General features: G+C 61.5%; 19 protein-coding genes. 10 read left to right on the top strand and 9 right to left on the bottom strand.

Going from position 1 to position 17,695, the window contains the following annotated elements; translation table 11 throughout:
* Positions 1 to 51: 51 nt before the first annotated feature.
* Positions 52 to 864 carry an SAMP-activating enzyme E1 gene (gene ubaA, locus ACK3SC_RS03195; RefSeq protein ID WP_416838672.1) on the bottom strand — a complete coding sequence of 271 codons (813 nt, stop codon included), beginning with the start codon at positions 862 to 864 and terminating at the stop codon, positions 52 to 54.
* Positions 865 to 1,013: 149 nt separating this feature from the next.
* Here ubaA and ACK3SC_RS03200 point away from each other — a divergent pair, with 149 nt between their 5' ends.
* Positions 1,014 to 1,364 carry a rhodanese-like domain-containing protein gene (locus ACK3SC_RS03200; protein WP_416839931.1) on the top strand — a complete coding sequence of 117 codons (351 nt, stop codon included), beginning with the start codon at positions 1,014 to 1,016 and terminating at the stop codon, positions 1,362 to 1,364.
* A 44-nt stretch (positions 1,365 to 1,408) separates the two neighbouring features.
* Here the strand turns inward: ACK3SC_RS03200 and ACK3SC_RS03205 are convergent, their stop codons facing one another.
* Positions 1,409 to 1,642, bottom strand: a complete 234-nt coding sequence (locus ACK3SC_RS03205) for a hypothetical protein (protein ID WP_416838673.1) — start codon at positions 1,640 to 1,642, stop codon at positions 1,409 to 1,411.
* A 163-nt stretch (positions 1,643 to 1,805) separates the two neighbouring features.
* A complete protein-coding gene (locus tag ACK3SC_RS03210) occupies positions 1,806 to 2,396 on the bottom strand; it encodes a 50S ribosomal protein L15e (protein ID WP_416838674.1) in 591 nt (196 codons plus the stop codon).
* A 447-nt stretch (positions 2,397 to 2,843) separates the two neighbouring features.
* Between ACK3SC_RS03210 and ACK3SC_RS03215 the strand changes: the two genes are divergently transcribed.
* Complete coding sequence (locus ACK3SC_RS03215) at positions 2,844 to 2,996, top strand: hypothetical protein (protein WP_416838675.1); 153 nt, start codon at positions 2,844 to 2,846, stop codon at positions 2,994 to 2,996.
* Positions 2,997 to 3,098: 102 nt separating this feature from the next.
* Positions 3,099 to 4,292, top strand: coding sequence for a lycopene cyclase domain-containing protein (locus ACK3SC_RS03220; RefSeq protein WP_416838676.1), 1,194 nt, complete (start codon positions 3,099 to 3,101; stop codon positions 4,290 to 4,292).
* A gap of 23 nt (positions 4,293 to 4,315) precedes the next feature.
* On the opposite strand, the gene ACK3SC_RS03225 is transcribed toward ACK3SC_RS03220, so the two are convergent.
* Positions 4,316 to 6,574 (bottom strand): methyl-accepting chemotaxis protein, encoded by a 2,259-nt coding sequence (locus ACK3SC_RS03225; RefSeq protein WP_416838677.1) that lies wholly within the window; start codon positions 6,572 to 6,574, stop codon positions 4,316 to 4,318.
* Between the two features lie 195 nt (positions 6,575 to 6,769).
* On the opposite strand from ACK3SC_RS03225, the gene ACK3SC_RS03230 reads away from it, so the two are divergent.
* A complete protein-coding gene (locus ACK3SC_RS03230; protein ID WP_416838678.1) occupies positions 6,770 to 7,630 on the top strand; it encodes a YihY/virulence factor BrkB family protein in 861 nt (286 codons plus the stop codon).
* Positions 7,631 to 7,689: 59 nt separating this feature from the next.
* On the opposite strand, the gene ACK3SC_RS03235 is transcribed toward ACK3SC_RS03230, so the two are convergent.
* From ACK3SC_RS03235 to ACK3SC_RS03245, 3 genes are all read right to left on the bottom strand, one after another.
* Positions 7,690 to 7,896, bottom strand: coding sequence for a DUF1328 domain-containing protein (locus ACK3SC_RS03235; protein WP_416838679.1), 207 nt, complete (start codon positions 7,894 to 7,896; stop codon positions 7,690 to 7,692).
* Positions 7,897 to 8,105: 209 nt separating this feature from the next.
* A complete protein-coding gene (locus tag ACK3SC_RS03240) occupies positions 8,106 to 8,960 on the bottom strand; it encodes a DUF502 domain-containing protein (protein ID WP_416838680.1) in 855 nt (284 codons plus the stop codon).
* Between the two features lie 9 nt (positions 8,961 to 8,969).
* Positions 8,970 to 9,170: a hypothetical protein gene (locus tag ACK3SC_RS03245; protein ID WP_416838681.1), complete on the bottom strand. Its 201-nt coding sequence runs from the start codon at positions 9,168 to 9,170 to the stop codon at positions 8,970 to 8,972.
* Between the two features lie 146 nt (positions 9,171 to 9,316).
* On the opposite strand from ACK3SC_RS03245, the gene ACK3SC_RS03250 reads away from it, so the two are divergent.
* Complete coding sequence (locus ACK3SC_RS03250; protein WP_416838682.1) at positions 9,317 to 9,988, top strand: helix-turn-helix domain-containing protein; 672 nt, start codon at positions 9,317 to 9,319, stop codon at positions 9,986 to 9,988.
* A 270-nt stretch (positions 9,989 to 10,258) separates the two neighbouring features.
* On the opposite strand, the gene ACK3SC_RS03255 is transcribed toward ACK3SC_RS03250, so the two are convergent.
* Positions 10,259 to 11,164 (bottom strand): serine/threonine-protein kinase RIO2, encoded by a 906-nt coding sequence (locus ACK3SC_RS03255; protein WP_416838683.1) that lies wholly within the window; start codon positions 11,162 to 11,164, stop codon positions 10,259 to 10,261.
* Positions 11,165 to 11,433: 269 nt separating this feature from the next.
* On the opposite strand from ACK3SC_RS03255, the gene ACK3SC_RS03260 reads away from it, so the two are divergent.
* The 3 genes from ACK3SC_RS03260 (at position 11,434) to ACK3SC_RS03270 (ending at position 15,091) form a co-directional block, all read left to right on the top strand.
* The gene (locus tag ACK3SC_RS03260) at positions 11,434 to 12,210 is read left to right on the top strand and encodes a winged helix-turn-helix transcriptional regulator (protein WP_416838684.1); all 777 of its coding nucleotides are present in this window, start codon (positions 11,434 to 11,436) and stop codon (positions 12,208 to 12,210) included.
* A gap of 163 nt (positions 12,211 to 12,373) precedes the next feature.
* Positions 12,374 to 12,829, top strand: a complete 456-nt coding sequence (locus ACK3SC_RS03265; RefSeq protein ID WP_416838685.1) for a universal stress protein — start codon at positions 12,374 to 12,376, stop codon at positions 12,827 to 12,829.
* Positions 12,830 to 15,091 (top strand): amino acid permease, encoded by a 2,262-nt coding sequence (locus tag ACK3SC_RS03270; protein WP_416838686.1) that lies wholly within the window; start codon positions 12,830 to 12,832, stop codon positions 15,089 to 15,091.
* A gap of 26 nt (positions 15,092 to 15,117) precedes the next feature.
* Here ACK3SC_RS03270 and ACK3SC_RS03275 read toward each other — a convergent pair whose 3' ends face one another.
* Entirely contained in the window at positions 15,118 to 15,765 is a 648-nt protein-coding gene (locus ACK3SC_RS03275) for a VOC family protein (protein ID WP_416838687.1), read from the bottom strand.
* A 125-nt stretch (positions 15,766 to 15,890) separates the two neighbouring features.
* Between ACK3SC_RS03275 and ACK3SC_RS03280 the strand changes: the two genes are divergently transcribed.
* Positions 15,891 to 16,712, top strand: a complete 822-nt coding sequence (locus ACK3SC_RS03280; RefSeq protein WP_416838688.1) for a lipoate--protein ligase family protein — start codon at positions 15,891 to 15,893, stop codon at positions 16,710 to 16,712.
* Positions 16,713 to 16,791: 79 nt separating this feature from the next.
* Complete coding sequence (locus tag ACK3SC_RS03285; RefSeq protein WP_416838689.1) at positions 16,792 to 17,673, top strand: deoxyribonuclease IV; 882 nt, start codon at positions 16,792 to 16,794, stop codon at positions 17,671 to 17,673.
* Positions 17,674 to 17,695: the final 22 nt, after the last annotated feature.

Below are 17,695 nucleotides of genomic sequence, written 5' to 3' on the forward strand. Positions count from 1 at the left end.
GTCCCTCTCCTCTCGAAAGTTCGAGTTCCGTTCTCAGTTACACTGTCCGCGTCACTCGATACTGATGGCGCAACTTTCGACGTAGTCGATGTCGGCGATGGAGTCCACGCCACCCTCGCCACAGACCGGACAGGAGGGATTCTGACGGTACGGAACCGTCTCGAAGGTCATGTCCATCGCGTCGTAGAACATGAGTCGGCCGTCGAGGACTTTCCCCACGTCGAGGACGACTTTCACCGCCTCGGTCGCCTGAATACACCCGACAGTTCCGGGGAGGACGCCGATGACACCCGTCGTCGCACAGTCCGGAACCGTCCCCGGTTCGGGTGCTTCGGGGAACAGACACCGGTAACACGGTCCGTCTGGCAGGAGTGTCGTCACCTGTCCTTCGAACTTGTATATCGCCCCGTGGACGAGCGGGATTCCCTCGAATCGACAGGTGTCGTTGAGGAGATATCGCGTCGGGAAGTTGTCCGAGGCGTCGACAACCACGTCCGCCCCGTCGACGAGTTCGTGAACGTTCGACTTGTCGACGCGTGCTTGGACTGCGTCGACGTGAACGTCTGGATTGAGGTTGTGGACGAAGTCTGCGGCACTTTCGGCTTTCGGGACACCCACATCGCCGTCGTGGTGGATGACCTGTCGCTGGAGGTTGCTCCGCTCGACGACGTCGTCGTCGACGACGACCAGCTCACCGACACCGACGGCGGCGAGATACTGGATGACTGGTGACCCGAGGCCGCCCGCACCGACGACGACGACGCGCGAAGAGAGCAGTCGCTCTTGGCCTTCTGGACCGACTTCGTCCATGATGATGTGTCTCGAATACCGGTCGAGTTGGGTGGCGTCGAGTGCGAGTGTCATATCCCGACGTTAGCGTTGCCACCGAATAAACCCGCGGCACAGCGGTCAGTGACGCCGCCAGTACGTCCACAGTGGCGACGAACCGCTCGGTGTCTACATCGTCTCTCGAAAGCGACGAACACTTGCCGCTTGGGCCCACGAACACCGATATGGTCGTCGAGACGACGCCGGACGAACTGCGCGAGAAACTGGCCGACGACGAGTGCGAGATTGCGCTCGTCGATATCAGAGACCCATCGTCGTACGCATCGGGTCACATCCCCGGGTCGGAGAACCTCCCGTCTGCGACGCTCGGTCCGGAGATATTCGAGCGGACGTGGCCCGACGAAGTTGTCGTCTCCTGCTACGTCGGAGAGAGTTCGCGACGCGTCGCTGCCATCCTCGACGAGAACGTCGACGCAGACGTGACCAGTCTCCGCGGCGGGTTCGATGGGTGGTCTGGCGAGGTCGAACGCGGAATCGGAGGCGACGCTGACCTCGGGCCGTCGTCGCCGTTCTGACTCCCACACGAGCGGACGACTGATTCTGTTTGAGTTCTCTGTTGCTACGTCTCGGGAGCGGAGACTGGGTATCCTCGTCGTCGATTCCGATTGCGGAAGTAGAATGCCAGCACGGCGATTCCGCCGAGAAGTGGGAGGAGGACGAATCCGATGAAAAAGCCGACAGCCCACATGTCTGCGGTGTCCATCTCACGCCGTTTCGCATCGCGGTAGACCCAGAGCGCACCCAGCAGTGCGACACCGAAGAACAGAACTGCCGGGTCTGGTTGATACACCATCAGTTATACCCGGATATTGCCGTCCGGGTAAAAAATGTCTGTCGAGTGAGCAGTCGCGTCGAACAGGCATGTGGTAGGTGTGGTCCGTGCGGTGACTCATCGATTCGCCAGCACCGCCGCTCAGCAGTCGATAAAGAGAGAAGATTGTGCGGTGCGCGGGGCGTTACTTGCCGCGGCGGTTACCGGCGTTGATGGAGGGACGGACGTGTTCCGTACCCTTGCCACGGTTCTGGAGGCCGCGGTTCTTCTTGCCCGCGTTGGTCAGACCGCGGAAGGCGCGGCCGTCGTGGACGTCGTCGCAGATCCAGTTGAGGTCGTCGTCGTTCTGGATTGCGGGGTGCTCGGGGTCGATGAGGATGACTTCCTGCCACTTCTGGGAGCCGTCCTGTCCGACGCCGTAGGAGTTCAGCACACGCATGTTGGGGTACTTGCGCGAGGCGCGTTCCTCTGCGATGCGTGGGATGGACTTGCGGCGGCCGATGCGGTTGACACCCTGGCGCTTCGAACGGCGGCCAGCCTTGTGTCGCTGCTTGCGTGCGCCACCCTTGCGGACGGAGACGCGAACCACGACGATGCCTTGCTTGGCCTTGTAGCCGAGTTCACGCGCCTTGTCGAGGCGGGTGGGTCGCTCGATGCGCTCGATTGCGCCCTGGTTGCGCCACTCCTGTTTGCGCTGCCACTGGAGTTCGGCCAGTTTGCCTTCCTTCGGGTTCTTCCACGCTTCCTTGATGTGGGAATAGAAGCTTCGTGCCATTGTATATCACCGCGGGCGCTTGCGATTCAGTCGTGCGGGAGATTTCCCGGAGACCACATTTCGTCCCGTTCGTGACGGGTGCCCACTGGCGGGCCCGCGTGCCAGCGAGTTGGCGGAACTACCAACAGGGGAGGGTTAAGAACTTCGGATTGTGAGCGGGTGTGTGGACGGGACACACGGCTTCTCTCACAGGCGACTGCCGCTCGACCCGTGTCCGGGCCGATAGCTGTCTGGCACGGATATTGACATGTGTTAGCAATGGTTATGTTTTGAATCGACGTACTGTACTCCTGACCGAGTGTGCTTTCTTCGATGCACGCAGTGAGTTCGCTCCGGAGTGCATCGGCCGGGTGAAAGCCAATCGTTCAGTCGAGTCGGAATTCGTCTCCTCTCGGTACGAACACGATTCGAGTCACAACCAGTGTTTGCCCAGCATCAGGAGTACACATGAAAACAGTCCAAACGTCCGTCTGCAAGCGGTGTGGTGAGCCAACCGGTCCCCGCGAACTCGTCGTACGCAACTCTCTCGCTGACCCGTTACAGGTCTCAGAGTGTGGTCACTGCGGAGCAATCGTCGATATCGGTGGCCATCTCTGGTAACGAGACGAGACCCCGACTGCGAATTTTTGGTGTCTTCGCGTCAGTCAGCGTGGTCGTGGTCGCCGCTGTGCCTTTTTGGTCGCGACCGTCGTATGGTTCTACATGTCTATCTCGCGTCACAACACTGGCGTCAGCGCAGCACTCGGTGCACTCGCTTCACAGGTGCATCCGGTGTTCATGCTTCCGCCCGTGGCGGCGTCGTGGTTCGGTGCTATCCTCGTCGGCGAGTTTACCCTCCTCCCCGGAATCCTCTTTTCTGCAACGGTGTTTTTCGGGGTGTACACCGCGCACGTCAAGGACGGATACGTGGACTTCTATCTCCGAGGTGAAGACGACGACCACCCGATGACCCGGCGTGGATGTCACCTCTGTATCGCTGGTGCGACGCTCGGATTCGTCCTCTGCACAGTGGCACTCGTCGGCCTCGTCGACGCCACCGTCCTCGTGTTCACCATCCCCGGATGGATGCTGGGCTACTTCCACGCCCCACAGTTGGACATGAACCCCGTGACGACGACGCTGGGATACCCGCTCGGCATCGCACTCAGCATTCTCGGCGGCTATTACGTCCAGACGGGTGTTCTCACGGCGACACCGCTCGCGTTCGCGGGCGTCTTAGTGTTCGTCCTCGCCGGCATCAAAATCATCGACGACGCGAAAGACTACGACTACGACCGGTCTATCGACAAACGAACCGTCTCGGTCACGCTCGGACCGGACGCCGCGTTTCGACTCGCGTACGCACTCATCGGTGCCGGACTCTTCTTCGTCGTCGCCGGGTCGATTACCGGGGTCTTTCCGCCCTTCGCCGCCGTCGCCGCGGTCCCGTTCGCACTCGTCGTCGTTCTCGCTAGAGCGACGCCGCCACGACATGCGACGATGATGCTCGTCCGCGGGTCGTACGTCTTTCTCGCGCTTCTCGTCGTCGCGGTGGCGTTTCGCCCGCTGTCCGGCATTCCCCTCCCGGATATCGGCGTCTTCGGCCCGTACACCTATCTCGTGACCGAGGTTCTCTTTGGGACTGTCGCCGCTGTCGTTCTCTTCAGGGCGGGACGTGACGCGATTCGTCGGACGGTTCGAACGATTGCTGTCGTCTATCCCGTCGCGTACGTCTGGGACTGGTACACCCTCGAAGTCGGCGTCTTCGAGATTCCGCTGCGGACGGGCGTCGAACTCATCGGAATCCCACTCGAAGAACACATCTTCATGGTCGTCGTCCCCGCGTTCGTCCTCGCAATCCACGAGACGCTCGGTAGTGACGAACGTCCACCATCGACCGAAACGGAAACCGAGTAATCGATGCAGGCGAGGTCGCTCGCCTACTGGTCTGTTCCGCCGTCGCTGACCGCTGGTGACGACGCGCCGTAGTTGACGTTCGACCCGACGACTGAATCGACACGCGCTGGTTCTTCTTGCGTGCCGCGCTGCGTGTCGACGTCGAACTGGTCCAAGAGCGCGTGTAAGTCCTCGGCGTTCGATGCCAGCGTCTGCGCACTCGACGTGACCTGATTGAGTGAAGCGGCCTGTTCTTCTGCCGCCGCCGACACCGTCTCCGCTTCGGCAGTGGTCTCTTCGCTGACGCTCGCGACTTCCTGCACCATCGCCGTCACGTCCTCCGTCGAAGTCGCCTGTGCGTCCGTCGCGGAGGTGACTTCGTGGACGTTCGTGTTGTTCTCTTCGACGCGTTCGGTGATGTCGTCGAGTGCGTCGATAGCCGTCTCGACGGACTCGGATTCCTCGGTGACGCGTTCGCTCATCTGTTCGACACCGGAGACGACGACTTCACGCTGTGACTGGATGTCTTCGATGAGCGTCTCGACTTCGGCGGCAGACTCTCCCGTCGCTTCGGCGAGTTGTTTGACTTCGTTTGCGACGACGGCGAAGCCTTCGCCTGCTTCACCCGCACGCGCTGCTTCGATGTTCGCGTTGAGCGCGAGCAAGTTCGTCTGTTCGGCGATGTCGCCGATGACGCCGACGATATCTCCGACTTCGTCGGTCAGTGCGCCGAACTCAGCGACCTCTTCGACTGTCGATTGCGTCTCGGACCGAATCGAGTCCATTCCGTTAAGCGCGCCTTCTGCGGCGACCTGTCCGTCTGCGCCGAGTTCGGCGGCCTCGGCCGAGTTCTCAGCTAACTGGTCTGCCGCAGTCGCAATCTCTTCGACGGCGGCCGAGAGCGTGTCCATCTCCTGAGAGACGGACGTGAGTCGCCCGGCCTGTTCGTCTGCGCCGTGAGATATCTGTTCGACCGACTGCGCGACCTGTTCGCTCGCAGTGTTGACCTCTCGGGCACCCTGTGCGACCTGGTCACTTCGTATCTGAACCTCGTCTGCGAACTCCATGACCGAACCGACGGCCGTTTCGAGTTCGTCTACCATCGCGTTGAACGACGTTGCGATGGTTCGCATGTCGTCGGAGTTGCTGTCGGTGTTCATCCGAGCGGTGAGGTCACCGTCTGCGGCAGTCTGCATCACGGCGCTGTACACCTCGGCATCGTGACGCTGGTCGAGCAGGTCGCCTCGAAGCGAGTCGACGGCACCGAGGACAGAGCCGAATTCGTCTCGGCGGTCCGTTTCGAGGTCCACGTCGAGGTCGCCGCCGCGGAGGCGAGACAACACTGCTTCGAGGTCATCGAGCGGGTCGAGCATGCTGCGTTTGAGTGTCACAGCAATACCGCCGATGCCGAGAAGCAACACTACGAGGAGAATTCCGATGTCGGTGATGACCGTCTGTTGGAGGTGGTAGGCGGAACTCGTCGGCGCGTGTATGACGACGACGAGGTCTTCTGCGCCCGCGTACGCGACGACGTGTCGTTCGTCGAACGCACCGTTTGCCGCCGCTTCGTAGGCACCGGACCCACCGCTGAGGCCGTCTGTGAGCGCCTGCACGTCTTGTTCGGGGTAGGCCTCTCCACTCGAGATGTCGCGCTCGTCGAACTCGACGACGCCTTCACTGTCGATGATTTGGACGAACGACCCGTCGAACGGTGCATGGAAGACTTCGCGAAGGTGGGCCGCAGAGGAGACGAGAACGATTGCTCGGTTCTCGGCACCAGAGACCGGACTCACGAACGAGATGTGTGTCTCACCACCCTGTTGGTACATCTCGGTGATTGCGACGTCGTTGTCGTTCGAGAAGTCTGTCGACCCGTGGATGTACGCTTTGTCGGCCACGACTGCAGTCTCCCCGATTTGTGCTTCTGAAGAACTCGCGAGAACTTCGTTCGACGTCGTATCGATGTAGTGGAGAGCGACGAAGTCGTCGGGGAGGTTCGCCAGCTCACTCTCGAGGAATGCCGATATCGCTGTTGGGTCTTTGCTGTCGAGAATCGTGAACGTCGACAGCATTCGCGTAATCTGCGTTCGCTCTTCTAGCCAGACAGAGAGTTCGTCTGCCTGTAGTTTGGCGGTGTTCGTCAACTCTTCGTGAACCGACTCGTGGAGTTCTTCGGAGACGGTGAAGTAGGTGTACGCTCCGACACCCGACGTGAGGATGACGAGGACGCTCAGCATCGCCGCGAGTTTGTACAAGTACTGTTCGTGAAATCGGTCCGGGAGAACCCGGGAGAGTGATTGCATCACGGACGAACCTGTGCCACAGACCACATAACGACGGGGTTCAAATTATCACGTCGGGTAAGCAGCCTGTACGCTCCCTTTCGTGGACAAGCCGAACGTCGTTCGGGGTTGTGGGCCTCCACGACGAACCCCGACTGCAGACACAGTGTTCGACGCCCGCACTGACCTTTTATCTCGGCCTCTCCTTGCACGGGTATGGGCAGCGACGGACCCCGTCGGCTCGTTGCGACGATGCTCGCAGTCACGCGTGAGAAGAACGTCACGGTGACGGCCGCGAGCATCGCGTACTACGCGTTCAACTCGCTCGTCCCGCTTTCGCTTCTCCTGTTCGTCCTCGTCACGACGTACGGACGGGTCGAGTCGATTCTTCCGACGTTCGAGTTACTCGTCGGCGTCGACCTCTCGCAGTTCGAGTCCGTTCTCAGAACGGTGAGCGGACAGACGTCTGGTCGCTTGCGGGCGGTGGCACTCGCCTTCGCCATCTTCGTCTGGAGTTCACTCCGGTTGTTTCGAGGGATGGACAGCGTCTTCAGTCAGATCTACGGCACGCGTAAGGAGATGGGCACAGTCAGGCGCCTGTTCAACAGCGTCCTCGTCATGGCGACGGTGGCAGTCGGCGTCGGCGTCATCACCGCTGCCGGTCTCGTGGTCTCGTTTCGAATCCAGGCCGTGTTGTGGTCGGTAGTCGCTCCGTTCGTCCTCTGGGGCGTCCTCAGCGTGCTCTTCGTCCCGATGTACTACCTGTTTCCCGCAGAGGCGGTGTCCCTCCGCGAGTCGATTCCGGGGGCGGCGCTCGCGGCGTTCGGATGGACCGCCTCACTGCAGGTCCTCCGCGTGTACTTTCGTGTCTCTCAGAGCGTCGAACTCTACGGTATCGCAGGCGGCGTCCTGCTCGTCCTGACGTGGCTGTACGTCGGGTCGCTCGTCTTGATTCTCGGCGTCGTCGTCAACGCGGTGCTCGCAAACCGAGTCGACGCCGACGCCGAGTGGTACCTCGGGAGCGACGTACTCCTCCCTCGGGGTCGCGACGAAGGCCCATCGGACGAAGACCAGTGAGGTAACGACTGGGTTCTCAGAACGACCGACTTCGAAAACAGTGACGGGGTACTCGCCGCCTAGAGGAGCAGCGTGACGACGGCCAGTACCAGGAAGATGACGACCAGGATGCGCGCGATTCCCATCGAGAGGCCGGCGATGCCGCGGAAGCCAGCGAGTCCGGCGACGATGGCGAGGACGAAGAACACGACGCCGTAGTAGAGGAATCCACCGCCGCCAGCCTGCAAGGGTGCGAGGGCGGCCGCTCCGAGTGATGCGGGAATCATCGTCCAGCGGAGAACTCACAGTTCCCCTGTGTCACCCCCGTGGTTGGGCCGGCGGTTAGTCGCGGATTCGCGGCGTCACCGAAGCCTGCGTCGTTTTCTGGTGTGCGTCTCATCACAGGTGAGAGTTCGAACCTCACGTCCAATGGGTTCGTCCCTTGCACATGCAGGCTTCGTCGGCGACAGTCGCTCGCTTCGGCCTCCACCGAGTCTCACTCGCGGGCATCGTCGTCCGTGTGGTCGCGCACGCTATTCGGAGCGACTGCCGACCGAAGCGACTCGACGTCGCGGAGACGGCGTAATTCGTCAATCGACACGTCGTCGATACTCTCGGCACGCCCGCCACTCGCGACGCCGCTCGTGAGGATGCTTCGAACCCCCTCTTCGATGGTCATATCCACGTCCACCAGCTGACTTCGCGGGACGTGGGTAAGGAAGCCACCGGTGACCGGATTCGGTGCCATCGGGAGGAATACCGTCACCATCTCCTCACCGGTCGCTTCGCACACGCTCTCCGGCGAGTCTCCTGTCTCGAACCCGAGGACGTAGGTGCCGTCACCCAGAAAGTCGACGAGTGTTATCTCGTCGAAGTTCTCCACGTCGGTGTCGAGCATCACGTCACCCATCCGTCGGAAACTCTGGTAGACCGTTCCGACGGCCGGAATCGACGCGATGGCACCGTCGATGGTTCCGATGAGGAACTCCCCGTATCGGTTGCGTCCCACCGAACCGACGACGACGATGACACCGAAGAGAACGGTGAGGGCAACGAGCTCGGAGAACACGTCGACGACGAGTGCGTAGACTCCCACGTCCGCGAGGAACCCGACGAACGCGTTCAGTTCGTCCCAGCGGCGAAAGCCAAGCCACTCTAGCAGGCCGACGAACGGCCCGAGTGCCTCGGTGACCACACCGAGCGCCACGTCGAGGATGTAGACGGTGACGACGATTGGAACGATAATCGCCAGTCCCGTGAGAACGACGTCGAGGAGGCCCTTGTATATTGACCGCCCCGCCGCTCGCGAGGGAGACGCTCGTGGTTCGTCACCGCTCGTCATGTCCGCCATTCAACCCGTTCATCGACGGTTGAGCCCCTCAACGGCGAGCTGTGCGACGAACCCGATGCCACTCCACTGGAGGGAGAGCATCCCGGCACCGAGCAGCAACAGTCCCTGTTTGGTCCGCCCTCCTGCTATCGCTCGAAAGCCCGACAGGATGGTCGTCAGTACACTCAGCCCCTTGGCCGCCCGTGAGTTCAGCAGTTGGAATCCATTCACGTGAGAACCGTATCGCTACAGCCCGGTAAGCGACGAGGCTGCACACGCAACCGACGGCCGACTCGACTGATGGACGGCCGAGACAGTCACTCGAACGAACGTTTCGGCCCCTAAACACATGTGCTTCGACGGAATACTCCCCACTCGTGGCGACTATCGTCAGAGGGTCCGTCCCGACCCAAGAGTTCGCGTTGAATCACACGCTCGCGGCACTCCCGAACGCCGAAGTCGAGTGTGAGCGTATCATCGAAAGCGGCGCTAACACCGTCATGCCCCTCCTCTGGGTCCGATACGCTGACCGGGCGGACGTCGACGCTGCGCTCGACGAGGACCAGTCGGTCGATAGCGTCTCCTGTCTCTCCGAGTTCGACGAGGAGTGTCTCTACCGCATGGAGTGGGTCGACCACGTCCAACTGCTCTTGCAGATGGTGACGAACTCCGACGCGACGGTTCTGGACGCCTACGGCCGGAAGGACCGGTGGAAACTCCGCGTCCTCTATCCGACCCGCGACGAGTTCGCGAAGACTCACGACTTCGCAGAAGACCACGGCCTCAACTTCGACGTGGAGTCGATTCGTGAGATGGACGGCGAACCCGCCGGCCGATTCGGTCTCTCGGAAGACCAGTTCCGCTCGCTCGTGTTGGCGGCCCAACGCGGGTACTACGAGGTTCCTCGACGGACCTCGCTGACTGAACTGGCCGACGAGATGGACATCTCACATCAGGCACTCTCAGAACGACTCAGGCGCGGGATGGAAGCACTCGTCGAAGACACGCTCCTCGTGGGGGCTGTCCCCGAGGACTTACAAGAGCGATAGTCGACGACGACGTTCCCGGTTCCACTCTGCGTTTCGCGTCTCTTTCTCGGCCACACAGCCTCTCCACATCACTTTCGAATGTCTGCGTCTCGCTCAGGGTGTCTTGCGAATCTTGTGTCTTCCACCATCCCCACGCTAGCGTCAGTTCTCCCTTTCGTATCGTCGTATGTGATTTATCTCACCTCATAGATGGGACTCCCGTCGAGTCTACCCAGTGGTTCGAGGCCAGAGACAGTGGAAGACGGGGGTGTCGGCGCGAGAAGAGTCAGCCTAGACGTTTGCGAGCGTCTCGAACTCGTTTCGAGCAATCGCGTCGGAGAGGGCGTCGAAGTCGATATCGTCGGGCATCTCGGACGGGTACTTTCGGCGGAAGTAGCTCACGATGTTCTTCACGTCGCGCGCGAGGAGTTCGCGCGCATTTTCGTGGTCGGTCGGGACGGCCTGTGGCCAGTCGAAGATGGTGATTCCTTTCTCACTGACGGCGACGTTGTACTCGGACATGTCGGCGTGGACGAACCCGGCGTCGTACGCCGAGGCCATCTCGTCGAGGATCAATTCGAGGACGCCAACGACCTGTTCGGAATCCAGTCTGGCCTTCCCGAGTTCGACGCCGTCGAGTTTCGACATGATGATTGCGTGGCGGTTGTGGTCCACCGGTCGTGGGACAGACACCTTCGGGAAGAGCGTCTCCAGTGCCTCGTACTCGCGTTCGGCGGCCTTGCGCGCGGTGTAGAGCCACGAGACGTGGTGGTTGTCGGAGGTGTAATCCCGTTCGCGGCGAACCTCGCGGAAGTTCGTATAGCCTTCGCGGTGGAACTTCAGCGCCATCGGTTTGTACGATTGCACCTCGAACACGTCGCTTTCTTTGCCGACGCCGAGTGGCGCGCCGAACCCCTGAATCGTATCTCGCTGGGCGAAGGTTCGCAAGGCGAGTGCGTCGTAGCCTCCGACCGTGAGTTTGTACCCCTCGTACTGGATGGTCTTGCGCTCGATGAGGTCGCGGGTCATACAGCGGTCGATTCGATAGTCGACCTCCTCGGCGGTCATCCCCGAGTTCTTCGGGAGTTTCTCGCGATTGACCCACTCGCTGAAGCGCATGCCCTGCTCGACGCCCGAGAGGAGATAGAAGTCCTCGGACTCGAGTTCGGCCATCACGCCGGCGACGTTCCGTGCCATGCCTCTCTGTCCGCGGGCGAGGCGTAAAAGGGCCGCGAGTCGCAAAATGATGGCTGATAAATCGAATACGACGATACGAAATAGGTGTCAACCACGTCTACTGGGTCGTTTGGGTCGCGGGTGGGGGACAGAGCAGTGAGTGAACCGTCAACGACGGGACTGCCAGATGAACTGGCTCACACGACGAAAATTATACCCCCTTCTCGCAATCATTAAGTCAATTTGCACCGTCTTTATTTTTGTAATGCGAATGCAGAATGTGAATTGACATGACTAACACCAATTCAAATCATCGTCTCGACGACATCGACCGTCGCATCCTGTACGCACTCATGCAGGACGGGCGAAACACGACTTCATCATCGATTGCGGAGACGGTCAACGTCTCGGGGGCGACTGTCCGTAACCGGATACACAGGCTCGAAGAACGAGGTATCATTCGCGGATACCCCGCCCACATCGACTTCGAACGGGCGGGCGGAAACCTGACGAACCTGTACCTGTGTAACGTCCCGGTTCCAGAACGTGAAGCGCTCGCTCACAGGGCGCGCGCGATTCCGGGCGTCGTCAACGTTCGAACGCTGATGACCGGGCGGCGCAATCTCCACGTCGTCGCCATCGGTGAGACGACGTCCGACCTCCAGCGAATCGCACGAAATCTCTCACAACTCGGTATCGAGATAGAAGACGAGGATTTGGTCGAAGACGAGTTCTTCAGCCCTTACGCGCCGTTCAATCCCGACGACAGTCGGTCTGAGACACCGAACGACGTTATCAGTCTCACTGGGGAGGCGACTATCATCCAACTCACTGTTCGGGACGCAGCCCCCATCGTGAACTACACCCTCGAAGAAGCGAGTCGACAGGGCATTCTCGACGAGACTATCCTCGTCATCGGTATCGAACGAGACGACACGGAACTCACTCCTCACGGTGACACTGTCATCCAACCTGACGACATCGTCACCATCCTCTCGCGGAATTACACCGATGACGCGGAACTCGACGTGTTTCGTGGGCCTCGAACAGAGGCGGTCAACCAGTAACACCCCGACCATGCTCTCTCTCGTTTCGTTCCTTCGATCGTGGCTTGCCCCCGAGGAGATACACGTCGAGTGTCGTGACTGCGGAACCACGCTCGACCCCGTCGTCGAACCGTGTCCACAGTGTGGTTCCACGCAGCGTTCCCGGTATCAGGTGATGTAAGATATGACATACTCGTTCACAGAATCCATCGTCGTCCCGGTTGCAGACCAAGCAGACGCGCGGAAGACTGCGACTGCACTCGAAACGTACGACGTCGGGGACGTGACCGTCCTGCACGTCGTCGAGAAGGGAGAGGGTGTCCCGGACAAGACGCCCATCGTCCAGTCAGAAGAGATTGCAGCGGAGTCGTTCGAAGCGTTCCACGAGTCGTTTCCCGAGGCAGAGACACAAATAGTCTACCGGCGAGACGTGGTCGCAGGGATTACCGAGGTGGCGCAAGAACTCGATGCGAGCGCCATCGTGTTTCGGCCACGTGGCGGTGGCCGAATCCTTCAATTCCTCTCCGGCGACCGGTCGCTTCGACTCATCACAGCGGCCAGACGGCCGGTCATCGCCCTCACCGAGACGGAAGACGACGAATCGATCACCGAAGACGCTGACGAATCAGCGGTGGTGTAAATGTCGTCCGGAGACGAAGAACTCGCCAAAGACCTCGGTCTACTGTCGGCGCTGACCATCGGTGTCGGAACGATGATTGGCGCGGGCATCTTCGTCCTCCCGGGACAGGCCGCGGCGGCGGCAGGCCCAGCAGTCGCCCTCTCGTTCGTCGTCGGTGGTGTCATCTCGCTTTTCACCGCGCTCTCGGCGTCCGAACTCGGGACTGCCATGCCGAAGGCGGGCGGCAGTTATTACTACGTGAACCACGCCCTCGGACCGCTCTTCGGGTCCGTCGCTGGATGGGGCAACTGGATGGGGTTAGCCTTCGCCAGTGCGTTCTACACCCTCGGCTTCGGTGAGTACCTCGCCTCGTTCCTCCCCTTGCCCGCACTCTCGCTCGGCCCGTTTGGGCTCACGTCGTACCAGATTGGGGCGTTGTTGGCCGGGACAGCCTTCATCGCAATCAACTACATCGGTGCGAAAGAGACCGGACGTATCCAGATAGTCATCGTCACGCTGCTGGTCGGTATCCTCACCATCTTCTCTATCCTCGGCTTCCTTCAGGCGGATATCACGACGCTCCGCCCGTTCTTCCCCGCTGAAACCGGCGGTGCGGCCGCAGTTCTCCCCGCGACGGGCCTCGTCTTCGTCTCCTTCCTTGGATTCGCGAAGATTACGACCGTCGCAGAAGAGTTGAAAAATCCCGGTCGAAACCTCCCGTTGGCCGTCGTCGGGAGCGTCGTCATCGTCACCGTCATGTACGCCATCATCATGGTGGTGCTGATGGGTGTGATCAACTGGCGCCAACTCGCTCCAGAGTTCACCCAGACGCCCGTCTTGGACGTGGCGGAGATTGCGTTCGGGACCATCGGCCTCGCCGGGGTTGGCGTCGCGCTTCTGACGTTCGCGGGCCTTCTCGCCACCGCGTCGAGTGCGAACGCGAGTATTCTGGCGTCTTCGCGAATCAATTTCGCGATGGGGCGTGACAAACTCGTCTCGGACAAACTCAACGCCATCCATCCGTCGTTTGCGACGCCCTATCGGAGTATCGCCGTCACCGGAGCCCTCATCCTCGCGTTCATCGTCGTCGGCGACGTTAAGACGCTCGCCAAGGCTGGCAGCGTCCTCCACCTCATCGTCTACGGGATGCTCAACATCGCGCTCATCGTGATGCGACAGGCCAACGTCGAGGAGTATCAACCGGCGTTCGAAGTGCCACTCTACCCGATTACGCCAATTCTCGGCGCTGTGACCTCGTTCGGTCTCATCGCGTTCATGGAACCACTCGAAATCCTCCTGTCTGTCGGCTTCGTCGCCGGCGGACTCGTCTGGTATCTGGCGTACGCGCGCGGCGAGGCCACGAAACAGGGGATTCTGACGCAGTACATCCTCTCGCGGGCCGACGAGATGCCGGCAGCGGCGGTGTCCGCCGCAAGTTCGGTCCAGCCCGACGGTGGTGAGTACACGGTGATGGTTCCACTGGCAAACCCCGAACACGAACACGACCTCATCGCCCTCGCGAGCGTCATCGCGAAACAACGAGGCGGACGAGTCGACGCCGTTCACATCGTGACGGTCCCGTACCAAACAGCCCTGCAGTACGGTGCCGACCACGTCGACGACCTCGACGCGGAGTCACAGGCCCTCCTCGAACGCGCCAGTCGCCACGCCACGACGTTCGGCGTCGACGTCGAGACACACACGGTCGTCTCTCACCAGTCGTTCGAGGAAATCTTCGACGTGGCTGAGGACCACGACGCCGACCTCGTCGTCATGGGTTGGGGCCCCGATTCCCACGGCGCACCGGGGCGAGCAGAGGGGAGGTTCGACGAACTGACCGAGGATATTCCGTGTGACTTCCTCGTCCTCAGGGACCGGGGGTTCGACCCGAGCGAGGTGCTCGTCCCCACGGCCGGTGGCCCCGATTCCGACCTCTCGGCCGAAGTTGCCACGGTGCTTCGGTCGGAGTACGATTCGAACGTGACGCTCCTCCACGTCGCCGACTCGGTCGAAGAAGGAGAGGTGTTCCTCGAAGAGTGGGCAGAGAGCCACGGTCTGGGCGACGCGACACTGCAGGTCGAGACTGGCGACGTGGAGACCGCAATCGAGCGGGCGGCAGTCGGCAAGTCGATGGTGATTCTCGGCGCGACGGAGCGCGGGTTACTCACCCGACTGGTCCGCGGGACTATCGCGGAGGACGTCGTCGACGACATCGAGGGCTCGGTCCTGCTTGCGGAGCGAGCGCGCCACAGAGGGTTTCTCGAAAGACTCTTCGGCGACTGAGTTCTCGCCGCGACACTCGTGGCCCGTTACTGTTCGACGTTCACCCGATACGGCAGTCCCTTGGGGTTGAACGTCCCATCGGCGTCGCACTGGACCGACACCGGGTCGAGGGCTGCGTTTCTGTCTGTCGGATACCATGGCCGACCCTCGGCCGCGACGACGAATCGGCCTGTCCTGTCGCCGACGAACACGACCGTTCCCCCGCCGAACTCGCTCATAACCTCCACGTCGACTGCGTCCGTCAGGTCTGAGACGAACGCTTGGACGTCGGGGACGGCCATCCCGACTTCCGTCACGCCCACGATGTCTGTCTTCGGGTCGAAGGCTCCCGACGACTGCCCGTCGTAACAGATGTACTCGATGATGTTCCCTTCCGGGTCTTCGAAGTAGACGGAGTCGCAGCCAAGAAAGTCGAATCGGATGCTCGGTCCCTCGTCGGTTTCGAGGACGCCAACGTGTTCGTCGACCCACGCGACGACCGAGTCCACGTCGGCATCGACGGTAAAGGCGAGGTGGTCGGCGTCGGTGTCTCCGAGTTCGAACCAGAGTGTCGTTTCGCCGGCGGTCACGGAGCGTTGTGACCCCGGAACGGCACCGAACCCGAGCGTCTCGACGTAGAACTCACACAGCGAGATGGGGTCGGTCGCGGCGATGGCGACGCGGTGGAAGTGCATACGCTAGCCAACTGTGCCGGGCGGTGTAAACGAATCGCTCGTTCTGTGTGCGTGGGTTTGCAGAGAGACGTGCAGCTGCGGGTCTGCGCCGAAATCGCTTTCTCGCGCGTTGCCGAAACCCGACTATGAACGACTCGCAGGGCGCGCTTTCCGACCGAGAGTGGCGGTTGATTCGCGAGGATATCCGCCCCGGCGCGATGCAGATGGCGCTCGACGAAGTCGCAGGCGAGACTGCTGCGTCGGGCGGCCCACGAACGGTTCGCGTCTACTCGTGGGAACCGAGCTGCCTCTCGCTCGGATACGGCGAAGACCCCGAGACGGTCGATTGGGAGTTCTGCGAACGCGAGGGAATCGACGTGACGCGCCGTCCGACCGGGGGCGGCGGTATCTATCACGACCGATACGGCGACGTCGCGTACTCTATCGTCGCGCCGAAAGCGGAACTGCCGGGTGACCTCATCGACTGCTATCACCTCCTGTGCGAACCGATTTTAGACGCGATTCGGTCAGTCGGCGTCGACGTGGGTTTCGTGGACGAAGATGTCCCGGTCATCTGGCATCCAGCATGCTATCTCCGGGCGCTCCACCCCGCCCACGACATGGTCGCCGAAGGGCGGAAAGTCGCCGGCAACGCCCAGTACCGCCGACGCGACGCGGTCATCCAACATGGCTCGCTCACCTACTCGGTCGATGCCGAGACGCACCTCGGCGTGTTCGACGGCCACGACGTGACGCCCGAGGAGTTCAGAGAACGCGTCGCTGGCATCGACGAACTCGCAGACGTGTCCCGCGAGGAGTTCGTCGAGGCGGTGACCGACTCGCTGGCCGACTTCGTCGACGCCGAGGAGGGGTCGTGGACCGACGAGGAACTCGATGCGGCGCGAGCAAAGGTCGAAGAGAAGTACGACACCGACGACTGGGTGCGCAGACGGCCCGGGTCACGGTGACACTGTTTTCGACCTGATTCCCTCTTCGTCGTTGGCCGACTCCGAAGTCCCTTTGTTCGGGTACGCCGTGGGGGTTCGCATGCAAGTGGGCGCACACGTCTCGATGTCTAGTTCGAAGACTTCCTCCGACGAGGAGACGCCACCGCACGGCAACGTCGCGAACGCCGTCTTCCGGCAGGTCGCCGTCGGCGGCAACTGCGGGCAGATATTCACCACCTCGCCGCAGGTGTGGCGAGACCCCGATATCTCCGACGAAGAGGCCGAACTCTTCCGCGAGGAAACCGCGGACAATCTCGAGGGACCGTGGGTCATCCACACCTCGTATCTCGTCAACCTCTGTACGCCGAAAGACGGCCTTCGCCAGAAGTCACTCGACTCGATGCAGACGGAAGTCGATATGGCCGACAAACTCGGGATTCCGTACGTAAACGTCCACCTCGGCGCGCACACCGGCGCGGGGGAACAACAGGGCCTCGACAACGCCGTCTCCGTCCTCGACGACATCGACGTTCCCGACGGCGTCACCATCCTCATCGAATCCGACGCCGGGTCGGGCACGAAGATGGGTGACGACTTCGCCCATCTGGGATACGTCCTCGAACACTCCGAACAGGATCTTGACATCTGTCTCGACACTGCCCACGCGTTCGCCGCAGGCTACGACCTCTCGACGGCCGAAGGCGTCGACGAGACGTTCGAGCAACTCGACGACGAAGTCGGTCTGGAACACCTCAAGTGCGTCCACCTGAACGACTCGAAACACGGGTGCGGCACGAACAAAGACGAACACGCCCACATCGGCGAGGGACTCATCGGCGAAGAGGGTATGCGCGCGTTCATCAACCACCCCGCAATCGTCAACAACGACGTGCCGCTCGTCCTGGAGACGCCGACCGAAGACGGGAAGAGTTACGCCTGGAACATCGAACGCGTCCGCCAGTACCGCGCCGACGCGAACTGATACTGGGCCGGATTCGACTGGC

Origin of the sequence: Haloferax sp. DFSO52 (assembly GCF_048158745.1) — an archaeon.
Lineage (GTDB): Archaea > Halobacteriota > Halobacteria > Halobacteriales > Haloferacaceae > Haloferax.